This is a genomic window from Phycicoccus sp. HDW14 (assembly GCF_011383005.1).
Taxonomy (GTDB): Bacteria; Actinomycetota; Actinomycetes; order Actinomycetales; family Dermatophilaceae; genus Phycicoccus.
On the sequence record NZ_CP049935.1, the window covers coordinates 3,592,713 to 3,608,691 of the forward strand.

A 15,979-nucleotide genomic window follows, 5' to 3' on the forward strand; every position below is an offset into this window, starting at 1 on the left:
CGGTCAGCCCGACCCGAAGCTCGTGAAGGCCACCGCCGCCACGAGGTCGGCCGCCGCGTCGCCGTCCGCCAGCACCTGCCGGCGGGCGGCGGCGAGCGCTGCCGCCGGGTCGCTGCCGTCGCGCAGCCCCCGGTGCAGGGCGAGCACGAACCGCGACGTCGCCTCGTCCGGGACGGCGAGGACGGGGGCCACGACGGTGCGGGCGCCGAGGCCGAGGAGCGCGGTGGCCAGCCCGACGACCTCGTCGTGCGGGTGCAGCGTGCCGAGGCCGGCGTCGCAGGACGCGAGCACGACGAGGCCGGGCGGGGCCGCGAGCCGCTCGAGGTCGTGGAGGGTCAGGGGGCCGTCGGCGAGCACGAGCGCGGAGAACATCGGGTTGTCGGGGCGCAGCCGTCCGTGGGCCGCGAGGTGGGCCACGGGGGCGTCGTCCATCCCCTCGAGCACCGCGGCCACCGTGGCGTCGTCGCCGGTGAGGACCCGCGCCCCGGGGTGGTCCGCCGCGAGCGCCTCGACCTCGCGCCGGGCGCCGGGCAGGCCGGGCCCGTGGGCCAGGAGGACCCGACCGGTGTGCTGCCGGTGGCCGTCGGCGTGACCCGTGCCGTCGGCGTGACCCGTGCCGGAGGCGCCGCGCAGCCAGGAGGCGGCCGACGGGGCGACCGTCAGGGGTCGGTGGGTCAGGGACGGCAGGGCGGCCCAGGGCAGGGCGGACAGCCGGGCCCCGGGCACGAGGACGACGGGGGTGGCGTCGCCGGCCGGTGGGTCGGTGCCACCGGTGGGCGGGTCTGGTTCGACACCGGCAGCTGCGAGCACCGGCCGGGCCACGAGGGCGTCGAGGCGCCCGGCCGCCCGCTGCACGAGCGAGGCCGCACCCGGCCCGGTGCTCCCGGCGAGCAGCCAGCGCAGGCCGGCGAGGAGGGCGTCGACCTCCGCCCGGACCTCGGCCTCGCCGCCGAGCCGGACCAGCCGCAGCCGCCCGCGCGCGGCGACCACGGCCAGCACCTCCCCGTCGTGGACGACGAGCTCGGCGAGGACCCGGGGGCCGAGGGCCGCGTGCAGCCGCCCGGGGTCGGGGCGCAGGCGCAGCCGGGATGCCGGGTCGCGGTGCCCCGACGCGTGCCGGGCCCGGTCGCGGACGGCTCGCTCGAGCTCGGCCTCGCGGGCCCGGCCGGCGCCCGGGGGCACGAGGCCCGAGCGGCGGTCGGCACCCAGGCGGCGCAGGCGCGCGAGGTCGTCGGTCAGGAGCAGGTCGTCGTCGGGCCGCGTGGGTCGGGACCAGAGGGCCGCCGCCCGGGCCGACTCGACGGCGGCGAGGACGGCATCGGGTGCCCCGGTCTCCAGGGCGAGCCCGACCCCGAGCTCGGCGAGCCGGCCGGCCAGGACCGCGGCGTGGGCCCGCAGGTCGGTGGCGCCCAGCCCGGTCCGGAAGTCGTCGACCACGCGCAGCCCCGCCGCCACGGCCGACCGCGCGCCCCGCCGATCACCGGCGGCCCGGCGGTGCAGGGCCTCGGCGTGCCAGGCGCGCACCCGCACCCCGGCGGGTCCGCGGCGACGGGCGGCGCGGACGGCGTCGAGGGCCGCCCGGGCGTCGTCGGGTCGACCGGCCCGCACGGCCGCCCGGGCCACGAGGAGGTGGGCGTCGAGCGCCTGCGGCACCCAGCCGGCCGCCGCGAGGTCGGCCGCGGCGCGACGGCCCGCCGGCACCAGCCGCGCCGGCCGTTCCCCCGACGCCTCCCGCGCCCGCAGCACCGCGAAGCCCGCGAGCGCCGCCCAGCCGGGGTTGCCCTGCCGCCGCGCCTCCCGGCGGGCCAGGTCGGCGGCCGCGCGGGCCTCCTCGGGGCGTTCGGCGAGGAGCAGGGCCTCGGCCTGCAGCATCCGGGCGTGGACGAGGTCGACCCGGTTGTCCTGGGCCGCGAGCTCGGCGACGGCGCCGGCGGCCGCCTGGCGCGCCTCCTCGACGAGCCCGGCGGAGAGCAGCGCCTCGGCCCGCTCGACGACGAGCAGCCCGGTCGCCATCCCCGCACCGGCGTAGCGCCGCTCGGCCTCGTCGAACGCGGCGAGCGCGGCCGGCACGTCACCGCGGAGCCCGGCCGCCCAGGCCCGGTTGTGCCACACCATCGCCGTGCGCCCGGCCATCCCCGTCGCCTCGAAGAGGGTCTCGGCCCGCCGCAGCTCCTCCTCGGCCCGACGCCAGTCGAGGCGGTGGATCTCGGTGACCGCGAGGTTGTTGCGGATGTCGCCCTCGAGCAGGTCCTCGCCACCGGCCGCGGCGAGGGCCCGCAGGGCCCGGCGGAGGGTGTGGCGGGCCGGCTCGAGGCGACGCAGCTCGGTGAGCACGAGGCCCTGCTGCATGAGCAGGCGCGCCCCGTCGACGCCGTCGTGCAGCTCCGCGACCGCGCGCTCCAGCTCGGTGACGGCGGCCGTGCCGCGACCGGTGAGGACGAGCGCGTACCCGAGCGAGCCGCGGGCCTGCGCGGCCCGTCCGGCCAGCCCCGCGGCCTCCGCGCGACGCACGGTGGCACGCAGCACCCGTACCGACCCGGGCAGGTCGCCGCGCGCCGCGGCCACCATGCCGAGGGCCCGGCCGGTGACGGCGGCCACCTCCGGGTCGCGACGGGCGCAGCGGCGGGCCCGCTCGACGAGCCGGACGGCGTGGGCGGGGTCGTGGTAGGCGTTGCGGACCGCCTCGAGGGCGAGGTCGAGGGCTCCCTCCGGCAGCCCCTGTCCGTCCATCGGGATCGGCCCTACCGTGGGTGTATCAGGCTCCGGTCGGCCGGCATCGACTCCCCGACCGACCTGACGACCGCAAGGACTGCCACATGGACATCATGGCGCACCCCACCCCCGCTGGACCCCCCTCGCCCGCACCCCCGGGGCGGCGCTCGGCGGACGCAGCCCCTGGGCCCGCACGCCGGGCTCGGCCCACCAGGACGCCCGGACCCCGGGTGGGGCGGCCCTGCGGCCCGTCGCCGACCCGGACTGGGCGCCCCTCGGGGAGGCCACCGACTTCACCGTGGGCGTCGTCGACACGGGGGTGCTGCTCGGCTGGCCGGGGCGCACCACCCACCCCTGGCTCTCCGGCCACGTCTCGATCTGCCCCGAGGACGACGAGGACCGCCTCCTCGCGCCCGGGCCCGGGGTGCTGCCGACGCTGCGCCCCGGCGACGGCCACGGCACGCTCGTCGCCGGGCTGGTCCTCAAGGAGGCCCCGCGTGCCCGGGTGCGGATGCACGCCGCCATCGACACCGGCACGGTCGGCCCGGACGGCTTCGGCGACACCGAGGACCGGATGGTCGCGGCCGCGATCCGCTCGCTGGCCCTCGACCCCCGGGTGCAGGTGGTCAACCTCTCCTTCGGTGGCGGGGTCTTCGACGACCGGACCGGACCGCCGGCCCTCATCCGGGCGGCGCTCGAGGAGGTCGACCTCGACCGCGTCGCGGTCGTCGCGGCGGCCGGGAACGATCCGAGCGGGCTGCGCACCTGGCCGGCGGCCTTCGACGGCGTCATCGCCGTCGGGGCCTGGGAGTCGGGCGGGCTCGACGGGTACCGGCCGGCCGGCTTCAGCAACCGCGGCTCGTGGGTGCAGGCGTACGCGCCCGGGGTCGAGGTCGTCGGCCCCTACGTCGACCAGCGCACGTTCGGTCTGCCGGGCCCCGCGGCTGAGGCCGACGCCGCGGGCGCCCTCGCGTGGTTCCACGGCTGGGCGGTGGGCGAGGGCACGTCCTTCGCCGCCGCGACCCTGTCGGGCCGGATCGCGGCCCACGCCCTCGAGCACGGCATCACCGGCGCCGACGCCGCCGTCCGGATCCTGCGCGACGCGCCGCAGATGCCCGGCGAGCAGGGCGTGGTCATCGCCTGAGTGGGCCGCCCTCCCGGGGCCGCCCGCCCGGACCCGCCCGCACCGGACCCGCCCGCACCGGGCCGTCAGAGCGCGAACCACTCCGTCGTCGTCGTGCCGGTGCGGACCCGGACGGCGCTCGCCGCGGCCGGCAGGCCGGTCACGGTGAACCAGCCGTCCCCGTCGACCTCGACCCTCGTGCTCGAGCCGCCGCGCACCTCGACGGTCACCGGCCCCGACGCCCCGCGCAGCAGGCCGTGGACGGTGGCCACGTCCCCTCGACCGCGACCTGGAGGTCGATCCCGACCTCGTCGGTGGCGAAGGACAGCAGCCGCACGGCACCGGTGAGGGCGTCGTACGCGGCGCGGGTCAGCAGGGCCTCGCCGTCGGCCGAGTCGGTGAGCAGGCGTGCGAGGTGATCGAGCGTGCGGGTCTCGAACGCGGCGCGGGCCGCCTCCTCGACGTGCGCCGGCGGGGGGTCGACGGCCGCGGCGAGGGCGCGCAGCCGTTCGACGAGGGCGTCGTCGGTGTCATCGGGCACGGGGGTCACCGTCCTCTCGGTCACGGGGGTCGGTGGCGGCGCGCGGGTCGAGGAGGGAGTCGCCCTCGACCCGCCGCCGCAGCTGCTCCAGGCAGCGCTGGCGGGTGGGCCCGATGCTGCCGACGGGCATGTCGAGGGCCGCCGCCACCTCGGCGTACGAGGGCGGCGGCGAGGCCATGAGCGTGCGCAGCAGGGCCCAGCACCGGCCCGGGAGGGTGCTCACCGCGGCCCACAGCGCGGCGTCGCGCTCGCCGGCCAGGAGGGCGGCGTCCAGCTCGGGTCGGGCGTCCTCGACCTCCAGGTCGTCGAGCAGGTCGGTCGTGTAGCCCGTCCGGCCGCGCCGGCGCAGCAGCTGGAGGCACTCGCGCCGGGCGGTCGTCGCCAGCCAGCCGCCGAGGTGCTCGGGGTCGCTGATCCGGGTGAGGTGCTCGACGAGGCGCAGCCAGGTGTTCTGCACGGCGTCGTCGGTCTCGCCCACCCGGAGGCGGTAGGCACGGGCGACCGACCACACGAGGCCGCCGTAGCGCTGCACGAGCAGGTCCCAGGCGGCCTGTTCGCCCGCCGCGGAGGCCGCGAGGAGGTCCGCGGTGGACCGCTCCACGCCCTCGCCCCGCATCGGGTCGCCCGGCACGGGTCCATTGTGTCGAAGTTCGCCCTCACGGACACCTGATGCCCGGGGAACGGCTCCTGATGCACCCGCCGCCGGGACCCGCGGCCCGCTCCTTCAGGAAGTCACGAGGTGCGCCCGGGGTGCTCCCGAGGCGGCGGCGGGACGGTGGTCGACGTCACCGGGACCGTCCCGGCCACCCCGACCCGCAAGGAGCACCCGATGCCCGCCCTCCGCACCTCCCTCGTCGCACTCGCCGTCGGCGGCGCCGCCGTCACGACCGGCATCGTCGCCACGAGCGCGACCGCCGCGCCCACGCCCGTCGCCGCGGTGTCCGCCGCCGCCGACGAGGCGGGCAGCACCGAGGCCTCGACCACCGCCCTGCGCCACGGCGCGCGGAAGTGGTGGAAGGACCTCACCGACACCCAGCGCCAGTGCCTCCAGGACGCGAAGGTCACCCGGCCGGTCGGCCCCCTCGACGACGCACAGCGCAAGGCCCTGCGGGACCAGGTGACGGCGGCGGCGCAGCAGTGCGGCGTCGAGCTGCCGTTCCCGAAGGCCCGCGCGTTCTGGAACGGCCTCTCCGACAGCCAGAAGCAGTGCCTCGACGACGCCAAGGTCACCCGGCCGTGGGGCCCGCTGACCAAGGAGCAGCGCCAGGCCGTGCGCGCCGACCTCGCCGCCGCCGCGAAGACCTGCGGCGTCACCCTGCCGGAGAAGCCGGTCAACCCGTCGCCGTCGCCCTCCGCGTCCCCCAGCGCCACCTGAGCGCACCGCCCGCGCCGGGAGGTCAGGCCCCGGACGCCCGGAGGTAGCGCTCGCCGAGGACGCGCATCGCCTGGGCGAGCTCCGGCGGCTCGAGCACCTCGACGTCGCACCCGAGCGTGCCGAGCCAGAAGGCGGTGCCCTCGATGCTCGGGCCGGCCAGCCGGACCACGCAGCGGTCCGGTCGGCCGGCCTCCACGGTGCCCTCGACCCAGTGCCCCAGCCGCGCCTCGACGTCGGCGGCCGGGGCGTGCACCGCGACCCGGGCCGTCGTGCGGTGCAGCACCTGCCGGGTCTTCTGCGCGACCCATCCGGCGACGTCGTCGGCGGGCAGCGGCCGGGCCCGGAACCGGTGCCCGACCGAGCGCGCCTCCCGCACCCGGTCGACCCGGAAGGTGCGCCAGTCCTCCCGCCCGAGGTCCCAGGCGACGAGGTACCAGCGCTGCCCGAGCGTGACGAGGCGGTAGGGCTCGACGCGTCGCTCGGTGCCGGTCCCGGCGTGGTCGGCGTACCCGAACCGGACGACCTCACGGGCACCGGCCGCCGCGGCGAGGTCGGCGAGCAGCGCGCCGTCGACCGGGGTCTGCCGCCGCCGCCCGGGCTCGGCCCGCGAGGTCGCCGCCCCGAGCGCCTCGACCTGGCCGCGCAACCGTCCGGGCAGGACCTGCTGGAGCTTGGTCAGCGCCCGCACCGCCGACTCGTCGAGCCCGGCGACGCCGCCGCCGCCCGCCGTCCGCAGGCTGACGGCGACGGCCACCGCCTCGTCGTCCTCGAGCAGCAGCGGCGGCATCGCCGTGCCGGCTGCCAGCCGGTACCCACCCACCGAACCGCGCGTGGCGTCGACGGGGTACCCGAGGTCGCGCAGCCGGGCGACGTCGTTGCGGACCGTGCGCTGGCTGACGTGCAGCCGCTCGGCGAGCTCGGGACCGGGCCACTCGCGCGGCGTCTGGAGCAGCGACAGCAGCCGGAGGAGCCGGGCGGAGGTCTCGGACATGTCCCCGAGGTTAGCGACGAATGAGGAACGGAACGTGCCTGATGGGCTCCTAGCGTCGGCGTCGACCGCCACGGACGACCACCGCCGTGGACCGCCGGAGCACCGAAGGAGACCACCATGACGACCACCACGACCCCGGCCCCGCCGGAGGGCGTCGACGCGAGGGCCGCGACCGCCGAGGACCCCACGGCCGCAGCGCCTCCCATCCCGCGGCGCACCTGGCTCGGCTTCGCCGTCGTGCTCACGGCGACCGTCCTCAACATCCTCGACAGCACGATCGTCAACGTCGCGGCGCCCGCCATCCGCGCCGACCTCGGGATGTCCACCGCGGCCCTGGAGTGGGTGGCCGCCGCGTACACGCTGGCCCTGGCCGTCGGGCTCGTCGCGTCGGCCCGGCTCGGCGACGTGCTCGGGCGCCGGCGGATGCTCCTCGGCGGCCTCGTCGGGTTCGTCCTCACCTCGGTGGCCTGCGCGGCGGCGCCGACCGCCGACGCCCTCGTCGTCGGCCGCGCCCTCCAGGGCCTGGCCGCCGCGACGATGGTGCCGCAGTGCTTCGGGCTCATCCGCGAGATGTTCACGCCGGCCCGGGTCGGGAGGGCGATGGGGGCGATGGGCCCGGCGATCGGCCTCTCGCTCGTGGCGGGCCCGGTCATCGCCGGCGGGCTGATGCAGCTCGACGCGTTCGGCACCGGCTGGCGCTCGCTCTTCCTCATCAACGTGCCGCTCGGCCTCTTCGCCCTCGTCCTCGGGCGGAAGGTCCTTCCCGCCGGCGCCCCCACCGCCGGTGCGCGCCTCGACGTCGTCGGCACCCTCGTCCTGGCCGCGGTCAGCCTCCTGCTCACCTACCCCCTCGTCGAGGGGCGCGCGCTCGGCTGGCCGCTCTGGGTCTTCGGGATGCTGCTCGCCACCGTGCCGCTGCTCGCCGTCTTCGTCCGGCACCAGCGGGTCCGGGTCGCCCGGGGTGCGGCGCCCGTGCTCGAGCCGAGCGTGCTGCGCAACCGCTCGTACGTCGCCGGCATCGTCTTCATGGCCGTGTTCTTCGGCGCCGTCGTCGGGCTCCAGTTCGTCGTCGGCGTCTTCCTCCAGGTCGGCCTCGGCAAGTCCGCGCTCGACGCCGGCCTCTGCCTCTCGGCGCTGGCCGTGGGCTCGTTCGTCGGGGCGGGCGTGGGCTCGTGGGCGGCGGAGAACCTCGGGCGTCCGATCCTCCACGTCGGCACCGCGATCATGGCCGTCGGCTGCCTCGTCCTGTGGTGGGCGCTCGACGGGTCGCGCGGCACCGACGTCGGGGTCTGGGCGCTGTCGCCCGGGCTGGCGCTCTTCGGCCTCGGGATGGGGATGATCTTCGTGCCGCTGTTCTCGATCGTGCTCGGCGGCATCGAGGATCACGAGGTGGGTTCCGCGACAGGGCTGCTCAGCGCCACCGAGCAGCTCGGGGCATCCCTCGGCATCGCCGGCCTCGCGACGGTCTTCTTCCACGTCTACGACCTCGAGGCGGGTGGGCCCCGGGCCGCCCTGGCCGCCGGGCGGCACCTGCTCGCGGCCGAGAACACACTGCTGCTCACCGTCGGGCTGGTCGCGGTGGCCTGGGTGCTCGCGTGGCTCCTGCCCCGCCGCGCCCGCGTCGGCGGCGGCGGCCACTGAGGGGCGCCGCGACCCCGATCTGCCAGAACCTTCAGCGACCGACCCCGTGCAAGGGGTCGGTCGCTGAAGGTTCCGGCATCCGGCGGAAAAGTGGTGACGGGTGGGGTCAGGCGGTGACGTGCCGGTCGGTGACGTCGAGCGCGCGGTCGAGGATGTCGAGGCCCTCGGCCATCTCCTCGGCGGTCGTCGTGCACGGCGGCACGACGTGGGTGCGGTTGAAGTGCGTGAACGGCCAGAGCCCCTCGGCCTTGCACGCGGCGGCGAGCTCGTTCATCGGTCCGGCCGACGGACCCGCGGCGTTGTACGGCACGAGCGGCTCGCGCGTCACGGGGTCCTTGACGAGCTCGAGGGCCCAGAAGAACCCGAGCCCGCGCACCTCGCCGACGCTGGGGTGCCTCTCGGCGATCTCGGCCAGCCGCGGCGCGATGACCGTGTCGCTCACCTTGCGGACGTTCTCGAGGATGCCCTCCTCGTCGAAGATCCGCATCGACGCGACGGCCGAGGCGCAGGCCAGCGGGTGGCCCGAGTAGGTGAGGCCGCCGGGGAAGACCCGGTCGTCGAAGGTCGCGGCGATCTCGGCGGAGATGACGACGCCGCCGAGCGGGACGTACCCGGAGTTGACGCCCTTGGCGAAGCAGATGAGGTCGGGCGTGACGCCCCAGTGGTCGACGGCGAACCACTCGCCGCAGCGCCCGAAGCCGGCCATCACCTCGTCGGCGATGTAGACGATGCCGAACTCGTCGCAGATCGCCCGGACCCCGGCGAGGTAGCCGTCCGGCGGCACGAGGATGCCGTTGGTGCCGACGACGGTCTCGAGCATGATCGCCGCGACGGTCTGCGGCCCCTCGACCATGAGCACGTCACGCAGGTGCTGCAGGGCGCGCTCGCACTCCTGCTCGGCGCTGTCGGCGTGGAACTGCGAGCGGTACGGGTACGGACCCCAGAAGTGCACGATGCCGGTCATCCCCGGCTCGTTGGCCCAGCGGCGCGGGTCGCCGGTGGCGACGATGGAGGCCGCCGTCGCCCCGTGGTAGCTGCGGTACGTCGTGAGGACCTTGTGGCGCCCGGTGTGCAGCTTGGCCATCCGCATCGCGTTCTCGGTGGCCTCGGCGCCGCCGTTGGTGAAGAACACCTTGTCGAGCGAGCCCGGCGCGCGCTCGGCGATCATCCGGGCCGCCTCGGAGCGCGACTCGTCGGCGAAGCTCGGGGCGATGGTGCACTGGCGGGCCGCGGCCTCCTGGATGGCCGCGACGAGCTTCGGGTGCTGGTAGCCGATGTTGACGTTGACGAGCTGGCTCGAGAAGTCGAGGTACTTCGTGCCCTCGAAGTCCCAGAAGTGGCTGCCCGAGGCGCCGGCGATCGGCAGGGGGCTGATCTGGGCCTGCGCCGACCAGGAGTGGAAGACGTGCGCGCGGTCGTCGTGCGCGACGCGAGCGCCCTTGTCGGGGTCGGGCTGCACTGCGGGGGAGGCGAACTCGGTCATCGGTGGCCTTTCGGTCGGTCGGTCCGGGTCAGCCCGGCAGGGTGAAGATCGTCCGGTGCCAGGCCTTGTGGGCCTCACCGGTGATGTCGTGCATGACGTGCTTGACGTTCGTGTACTCGTCGAACGAGTACGCGGACATGTCCTTGCCGAAGCCGGAGTGCTTGTACCCACCGTGCGGCATCTCGCTGATGATCGGGATGTGGTCGTTGACCCACACGCAGCCTGCCGCGATCTCGCGCGAGGCGCGACCGGCACGGTAGGTGTCGCGGGTCCAGGCCGACGCGGCGAGGCCGTACTCGGTGTCGTTGGCCAGCCGGATCGCCTCGTCGTCGTCGTCGAACGCGACGACGGCGAGGACCGGGCCGAACACCTCGTCGCGCCACAGCTCGCAGTCGAGCGGGACGTCGCTGACGAGGGTGGGCTCGTAGTAGTAGCCGCGGGCCAGCTCGCCGCCCGGTGAGGCCCCGCCGGTGACGACCTTCGCGTAGCCGCGGGCCCGCTCGACCATCCCCGCGACCTTCTCGAGGTGCCCGCGCGAGGAGAGCGGCCCGAGGTCGGTGGCCTCGTCGGCGGTCAGCCCGAGGCGGACGGCGGCCATGAGGTCGGCGACGCCCGCGACGAACGCGTCGTGCACCGAGCGGTGGACGATCGCGCGGGTGGCGGCGGTGCAGTCCTGGCCGGCGTTGATGAGGGTGGCGGCGACCGCGCCGTGCACCGCGGCCTCGAGGTCGGCGTCGTCGAAGACGACGAAGGGGGCCTTGCCGCCCAGTTCGAGGTGCACCCGCTTGCCGGTCTGCGCCGCGGTGGCCATCACCTGCCGCCCGACGGCCGTGGAGCCCGTGAACGAGGTCATGTCGACGTCGGGGTGCCCGACGAGGTGCTGTCCGGCGACGGCGCCGGTGCCCGTGACGACGTTGACGACCCCCGCCGGCGCCCCGGCCTCGGTGAACGCCTCGGCGAACAGGAGCGAGGTGAGCGGGGTGATCTCGGCCGGCTTGAGGACGATCGTGTTGCCGGCGGCGATGGCCGGCAGGACCTTCCAGCCGGCCATCTGCAGCGGGTAGTTCCACGGGGCGATCGAGCCGACGACGCCGATGGGCTCGCGCCGGACCGAGCTCGTGTGGCTGCCGGAGTACTCGGCACTGGCCATCCCGTCGAGGCGGCGGGCGGCGGCCCCGAAGAACGCGGTGTTGTCGACGGTGCCGGGGACGTCGAACTCGCGGGCCAGCCGGATGGGCTTGCCGGCCTGGCGGGCCTCCAGCTGCGCGAGCTCCTCGGCCCGCTCGTCGAGGAGGGCGGCGGCCTTCGTGAGGACGGTGGCCCGCTCGAGCGGCGTCGCGCGCGACCACTCCGCGAAGGCGGTGCGGGCCGAGGCCACGGCGGCGTCGACGTCGTCGGGGCCGGCCAGCGTGACGGTCTCGAGCACCTCGTCGGTGCTGGGGTCGAGGACGTCGAAGGTCTCCCCGGTGCTCGCGGCGCGCCGCTCACCGTCGATGTACTGGTGCATGCTCGCGAGCATACGGGCCCACGCCGCTGCCGGAAAGGCCAGCGTGGGCCCGGATCGGCCGCGGATTCCGTCGCTGAGTTCGGCGACGGCTGCCGTCATCAGTGCTGGTAGGTCCCGTGGATGATCGCCCGGCCGAGGGTCTTGAAGGCGAGGTCGAACGACACGACGGCCGGCGAGGCGTCGGCGTCGACCCCGAGGGACGGCTCGGAGACGGCGTGCACCACCACGTAGTAGCGGTGGACCTGGTCGCCCTCCGGCGGGGCGGCACCGGTGAAGCCGGCCTCCCCGGTGTCGTTGCGGACGTGGAAGGCGCGGCCGGGCAGCTCGCCCGCCGCGGCGCCGGCCTCGAGCGAGGTCACGTCGGCCGGGAGGTCGACGAGGACCCAGTGCCAGAAGCCCGACGGGGTGGGCGCGTCCGGGTCGAACATCGTCACGACGTAGGACTGCGTCCCCTCGGGCGCGCCGCTCCACGACAGCTGCGGGGAGGTGTTGCCCTGGTCGGCGACCTGGGCGTCGGCCAGCGGTGCGCCGTCGGTGACGTCCTCGCTCGTCACGGTGAACGAGGCGACCCGGGGCAGCAGGTCGTAGGGGTTCGGGGTGACCGGGCGGTCCAGGCTCATGCCGGGTGCTCCTTCGCATCGGGGTCAGGTCCGCGGTCCAACCCCGACCTCCCCGACTTATTGCCCATCACCCACCTCCGAGGGGCCGTGGGAGCGCCCTCGGGGTGGGTTCTGGGCAATCAGTCGGGGTTCCGGAGGGCCGGCCGGGGGCTCACCAGGAGCTGGTGGTGACCCCCGGCAGCTCACCACGGTGGGCCATCTCGCGCAGCCGGATGCGCGAGAGCCCGAACGCGCGGTACACCGCGCGGGGCCGGCCGTCGACGACGTCGCGGTTGACGAGCCGGGTCGGGGAGGCGTCGCGGGGCAGCCGCCGGAGCGCGAGCCGGGCTGCTGCCCGAGCCTCCTCGCTCGCGCGCGGGTCGCGGGCCGCCTCCCGGAGGGCGGTCCGCCGCTCGGCGTACCGGGTGACCACCGCGCGCCGCCGGTCGTCGGCAGCGCGCAGGCTGCGCCTCGCCATCAGCGCGACTCCTTGAACTCGACGTGCCGGCGCACCCTCGGGTCGTACTTGCGCAGCACGAGGCGGTCGGGGTCGTTGCGGCGGTTCTTCTCGGTGACGTAGCTCGTGCCCGTCCCCGCACTCGAGCGCAGGACGATCTTGGGGCGGACGTCGGAGGACTTCTTGGCCATCAGAGCCTCACTCCCTTCCGGAGCAGGTCGGCGACGACCGCGTCGATGCCGCGGGCGTCGATGGTCCGGATGTTCCGTGCCGACACCGTCAGCCGCACATGGCGCCGCAGGCTCGGGACCCAGTAGCGCTTCCGCTGGACGTTGACGTCGAAGCGACGTTTCGTCCGACGGTGCGAGTGCGAGATGGAGTGGCCGAAGCCGGGGACGGCTCCGGTCACCTGGCAGGTGCGGGACATCGGCGGACCTCTCGGGTGGTTGCGGGGTGCGACCACCATGACATAGAATGAGAACCGTTATCAATCTATTCCGAACGAGAGGCAGCCCCGTGCGACCCGGCATCCCCCCGCGCCACGAGTCGGTCGTCCAGGGCGTCCGCTCGACCGGCGCGACGTCCCCGACCCGCTCCACCGACGGCCCCGGGGGTGCGTCGTGAGCCGCGTTCCGGTGTTCCTCGTGACCGGCCTGCACGCCGACTCGATGGCGGCCGCGACCATCGGCCTCCAGTTCGACCTCCCGGACGCCGTCGTCGTCCGGCACGACCTCGACGCCGCCGCCGGGCAGCTCGTGCGCACGGTCAGCGACCTCACCGGGCTCCTCGAGCGTGAGGTCGTCCCGCTCGAGCACGCGTGCGCCAGCTGCGCGGTCCGCGAGGACGTCCTGCCCACCCTCGAGCGCCTCGGTGCACTCGGCCGCTGGGGGGCGGTCGTCGCCCACCTCCCGGTCGCCGCCGACGGCCTGTCCGTCTGCCGGGTCCTGGGCTGGGACCCCGCGGCGGCGCCGAGCGTGCGGATCGCCGGCGTCGTCGCCGCGCTCGACGGCACGGCGGCCCTCGACGACCTCCTCGGCGACGAGATCCTGCCGGAGCGCGACCTCGGCACCCTGGAGTCCGACCGGCGCGGTGTCGGCGAGGTGCTCGGCGGGATGGTCGAGTACGCCGACCTCGTCGCCCTCTTCGGTGAGACCCCGGACGCCGCCGTCGAGCTGGCCCGACATCTCGCCCGCCCCGGTGCCCTCGTCACGCGGGACTGGCCGGGCCTGCGCGCCGACCGGCTGCTGCCCGGCCTCCACGACCACGACGCCACCGAGGCGTGGGTCGGTGAGGTGCACGAGGGTCCGAGCCGGGTCGGGGAGGGCCACCACGTGTGGAGCCTCGAGCTCGTGGCCGACCGGCCCCTGCACCCGCAGCGCCTGCGCGAGCGGGTCGACGTCCTCGGCGGTGGGCCGTTCCGCTCGCGCGGATGCTTCTGGCTGGCCAGCCGGCCCGGAGCCATCGGCGTCTGGGACGGCGCCGGCGGGCAGCTGAGCGTCGGGCTCCAGGGGGAGTGGGGGCGTTCCCGCCCGATGACGCGGCTGCTCGTCACCGGCCTGCGCGAGGACGACGCCCGCGAGGAGCTGCGCCGGGTCTTCGGCGAGTGCCTCCTCACCGACGCCGAGCTCGAGGCGCGCGGGCCCTTCTGGGACGTCGCCGCCGACGGCCTCGAGCCCTGGCTCGGCCCCATCCACCGGGTCGCCTGACCCACCACCGCAGTCCCGACCGAAGGAGCAGGCCCGTGGCCGTCCCCAAGCGCCGCACGTCGCGCAGCAACACCCGTCACCGCCGGGCGAACTGGAGGGCCGTCGCGCCCGATCTCGTCCCCGTGACCGTCGACGGCCGCGAGGTCGTCGTCCCACGCCGCCTGGTGCGTGCCGTCGCGCGGGGGCGGGTGGAGGTCCGATGAAGGTGCGCTCGAGCATCCGCTCCCTGAAGAAGGCCCCGGGGTCGCAGGTCGTCCGGCGCCGGGGGAGGGTCTACGTCATCAACCGGCTCGACCCGCGGTTCAAGGCCCGCCAGGGCTGAGTCCCGCGACGGCGGCCGCCGCTCCCCGGAGGGCGGCCTGCGGGGACGCCGGACGGGGCGCCGACCGGATGGTCGACGCCCCGTCACGGGGTGCTGCGTGGGTCAGCCGTTGACGGCGCGCTTGAGCTGCGCGGCGGCCTTGAAGCCGACCGACGTCGAGGCGGCGATCTGGATCTCCTCGCCGGTCTGCGGGTTGCGGCCGGTGCGCGCGGCGCGGGCGCGGGTCTCGAAGCTGCCGAAGCCGGCGAGCTTGACGTCCTCGCCCTTGGCGAGGTGCTCGGCGACGACGTCGAATGCCGCGTTGATGATCTCCTCGGCGGCGGACGCGGAGACGTCCGTGCGCGAAGCGACGGCCTGGGCGATGTCCTTCTTGGTCGACATGGGACCTTTCCTGGGTTGTGCGGTTGGTCGTGAACGTCCGACGCTACCGCCGGAAACCGTCCGGCGGCGTCAACGGCCAGTCTGGCGCGTCCGTTCCCGCCTCCGGCCACCGCCCCCTTGGGCCACGTGCCGGGCGGCGCGGTACCTCGGCGGGTCGCGCCGCGTCACGAGCTCGCGGCCGGCCGTGCCGTCGGCGTGGCACACCTCGAGCTGCACGAGTCCCTTGCGCTTGACGGGAAGGCGCAGCACCCGTCCGGCCGGCAGGGCGCGCGCGTGGGCCGGGTCGCGGGTCGCCACGACGTAGGACACCTTCTCGTCCTCGTGGCCGAGGGCCGCCCCCTTGAGCCGGCGGTGCAGCGCGGTGCGGTCGAGGCGGACGGCGAGGTGGCACCAGTCGCCCGCAGCGGCGAGCGGGCAGGCGGCCTCGTGCGGGCAGGGGGCGAGGAGGTGCAGGCCCGCGGCGAGCAGCCGCTCCCGGGCGGCCAGCACCGCCCCGAACCCGCGCGGCGTCCCGGGCTCGACGACGACCACGGTGCGTCCCGCGGCGGCCGCGGCGTCGACGACGCGCGCCGGCAGCTCGCCGGGCAGCTCCCCGAGGACGTAGCTGACCGTCACGAGGTCCGCGGCCGGGAGGGAAGCGCCGGCGGCCAGGTCGCGGTGGGTCCACCGTGCGCCGGCCAGGGGCGGAGGCCCGTGCTGTCCGAGCCGCCGGCCGAGCGCCAGGGCGTCGGCGGACCCGTCGACGACCTCGACGTGCTCGAGGTCGTCGACGGCGTCCGCGACCGCCCAGGCCGCCGCCCCCGTCCCGCCCCCCAGGTCGAGCAGCGAGGCGGTGGGCAGGTCCGGTGCCACGTCGAGCGCGTGCCGCAGCACGCGGGCCACCGCGGCGTGGGTGGCGGGCATCCGGTAGGCGGCGTACGCGGCCGCGCTGACGGGGTCGCGCAGCACCTGCCGCTCGGGCGGCGCGCCGGAGCGGTAGACCTCGATGAGGCGGGCCGTCGAGCGGCGCAGCGCCTCCGTGTCGGCGGCCTCGAGCACCGCCTCCAGGGCGCGGTTCAGGGCGGTGGACACGGCGCCCATCCTGCCCGGGAGGGATGATCCGGGGCCCTGCAGGCGTTCTCTCCCACAGGACCGGTGCCCG

General features: G+C 76.1%; 18 protein-coding genes and 1 pseudogene. 6 read left to right on the forward strand and 13 right to left on the reverse strand.

All coding sequences use genetic code 11. From position 1 onward, the window contains the following. Positions 1-3: 3 nt before the first annotated feature. Positions 4-2,730 (reverse strand): CHAT domain-containing protein, encoded by a 2,727-nt coding sequence (locus G7075_RS17695; protein ID WP_166123799.1) that lies wholly within the window; start codon positions 2,728-2,730, stop codon positions 4-6. Positions 2,731-3,010: 280 nt separating this feature from the next. On the opposite strand from G7075_RS17695, the gene G7075_RS17700 reads away from it, so the two are divergent. Continuing rightward, positions 3,011-3,856 carry a S8/S53 family peptidase gene (locus G7075_RS17700; RefSeq protein ID WP_166123800.1) on the forward strand — a complete coding sequence of 282 codons (846 nt, stop codon included), beginning with the start codon at positions 3,011-3,013 and terminating at the stop codon, positions 3,854-3,856. A gap of 65 nt (positions 3,857-3,921) precedes the next feature. Here G7075_RS17700 and G7075_RS17705 read toward each other — a convergent pair whose 3' ends face one another. Genes G7075_RS17705 through G7075_RS17715 form a run of 3 tightly spaced genes read right to left on the reverse strand, consistent with a single transcriptional unit; the run spans position 3,922 to position 5,007 of the window. Next, positions 3,922-4,107, reverse strand: coding sequence for a hypothetical protein (locus G7075_RS17705; protein ID WP_166123801.1), 186 nt, complete (start codon positions 4,105-4,107; stop codon positions 3,922-3,924). Further along, positions 4,062-4,376: a hypothetical protein gene (locus tag G7075_RS17710; protein ID WP_166123802.1), complete on the reverse strand. Its 315-nt coding sequence runs from the start codon at positions 4,374-4,376 to the stop codon at positions 4,062-4,064. Before G7075_RS17710 ends, G7075_RS17705 begins: the two co-directional genes overlap by 46 nt. Beyond that, on the reverse strand, positions 4,366-5,007 hold the full coding sequence (locus G7075_RS17715; RefSeq protein WP_240917731.1) for an RNA polymerase sigma factor: 642 nt from the start codon (positions 5,005-5,007) through the stop codon (positions 4,366-4,368). Before G7075_RS17715 ends, G7075_RS17710 begins: the two co-directional genes overlap by 11 nt. A 198-nt stretch (positions 5,008-5,205) precedes the next feature. Here G7075_RS17715 and G7075_RS17720 point away from each other — a divergent pair, with 198 nt between their 5' ends. Next, entirely contained in the window at positions 5,206-5,751 is a 546-nt protein-coding gene (locus G7075_RS17720) for a hypothetical protein (RefSeq protein WP_166123803.1), read from the forward strand. A gap of 22 nt (positions 5,752-5,773) precedes the next feature. On the opposite strand, the gene G7075_RS17725 is transcribed toward G7075_RS17720, so the two are convergent. Further along, positions 5,774-6,742, reverse strand: a complete 969-nt coding sequence (locus G7075_RS17725) for a YafY family protein (protein ID WP_166123804.1) — start codon at positions 6,740-6,742, stop codon at positions 5,774-5,776. A gap of 117 nt (positions 6,743-6,859) precedes the next feature. Between G7075_RS17725 and G7075_RS17730 the strand changes: the two genes are divergently transcribed. After that, a complete protein-coding gene (locus tag G7075_RS17730; RefSeq protein ID WP_166123805.1) occupies positions 6,860-8,383 on the forward strand; it encodes an MFS transporter in 1,524 nt (507 codons plus the stop codon). Between the two features lie 106 nt (positions 8,384-8,489). Here the strand turns inward: G7075_RS17730 and G7075_RS17735 are convergent, their stop codons facing one another. From G7075_RS17735 to rpmB, 6 genes are all read right to left on the reverse strand, one after another. Further along, positions 8,490-9,866, reverse strand: a complete 1,377-nt coding sequence (locus tag G7075_RS17735; protein ID WP_166123806.1) for an aspartate aminotransferase family protein — start codon at positions 9,864-9,866, stop codon at positions 8,490-8,492. A gap of 28 nt (positions 9,867-9,894) precedes the next feature. After that, on the reverse strand, positions 9,895-11,373 hold the full coding sequence (locus tag G7075_RS17740) for a gamma-aminobutyraldehyde dehydrogenase (RefSeq protein WP_166123807.1): 1,479 nt from the start codon (positions 11,371-11,373) through the stop codon (positions 9,895-9,897). A 98-nt stretch (positions 11,374-11,471) separates the two neighbouring features. Next, positions 11,472-11,993: a YbhB/YbcL family Raf kinase inhibitor-like protein gene (locus G7075_RS17745; protein ID WP_166123808.1), complete on the reverse strand. Its 522-nt coding sequence runs from the start codon at positions 11,991-11,993 to the stop codon at positions 11,472-11,474. 151 nt (positions 11,994-12,144) lie between these two features. Next, positions 12,145-12,450 (reverse strand): 30S ribosomal protein S14, encoded by a 306-nt coding sequence (gene rpsN, locus G7075_RS17750; protein ID WP_166123809.1) that lies wholly within the window; start codon positions 12,448-12,450, stop codon positions 12,145-12,147. Further along, positions 12,450-12,620 carry a 50S ribosomal protein L33 gene (gene rpmG, locus G7075_RS17755; protein ID WP_166123810.1) on the reverse strand — a complete coding sequence of 57 codons (171 nt, stop codon included), beginning with the start codon at positions 12,618-12,620 and terminating at the stop codon, positions 12,450-12,452. The genes rpsN and rpmG overlap by 1 nt, the downstream gene beginning before the upstream one ends. After that, a complete protein-coding gene (gene rpmB, locus G7075_RS17760) occupies positions 12,620-12,856 on the reverse strand; it encodes a 50S ribosomal protein L28 (RefSeq protein ID WP_166123811.1) in 237 nt (78 codons plus the stop codon). Before rpmB ends, rpmG begins: the two co-directional genes overlap by 1 nt. A 193-nt stretch (positions 12,857-13,049) precedes the next feature. Here rpmB and G7075_RS17765 point away from each other — a divergent pair, with 193 nt between their 5' ends. From G7075_RS17765 to ykgO, 3 genes are read left to right on the forward strand one after another with little or no spacing between them, the layout of a single operon-like run. After that, positions 13,050-14,135: a GTP-binding protein gene (locus G7075_RS17765; protein ID WP_205860561.1), complete on the forward strand. Its 1,086-nt coding sequence runs from the start codon at positions 13,050-13,052 to the stop codon at positions 14,133-14,135. A gap of 35 nt (positions 14,136-14,170) precedes the next feature. Further along, positions 14,171-14,338: a 50S ribosomal protein L32 gene (gene rpmF / locus G7075_RS17770; protein ID WP_166123812.1), complete on the forward strand. Its 168-nt coding sequence runs from the start codon at positions 14,171-14,173 to the stop codon at positions 14,336-14,338. Further along, positions 14,335-14,457, forward strand: a complete 123-nt coding sequence (ykgO, locus tag G7075_RS17775; RefSeq protein ID WP_166123813.1) for a type B 50S ribosomal protein L36 — start codon at positions 14,335-14,337, stop codon at positions 14,455-14,457. Before rpmF ends, ykgO begins: the two co-directional genes overlap by 4 nt. A 102-nt stretch (positions 14,458-14,559) precedes the next feature. Here ykgO and G7075_RS17780 read toward each other — a convergent pair. Together G7075_RS17780 and G7075_RS17785 are read right to left on the reverse strand one after the other, a co-directional pair. Beyond that, positions 14,560-14,844 (reverse strand): annotated as a pseudogene (locus G7075_RS17780) (HU family DNA-binding protein); the annotation flags it as partial. Positions 14,845-14,907: 63 nt separating this feature from the next. Next, positions 14,908-15,909, reverse strand: coding sequence for a small ribosomal subunit Rsm22 family protein (locus tag G7075_RS17785; protein WP_166123815.1), 1,002 nt, complete (start codon positions 15,907-15,909; stop codon positions 14,908-14,910). Positions 15,910-15,979 lie beyond the last annotated feature (70 nt).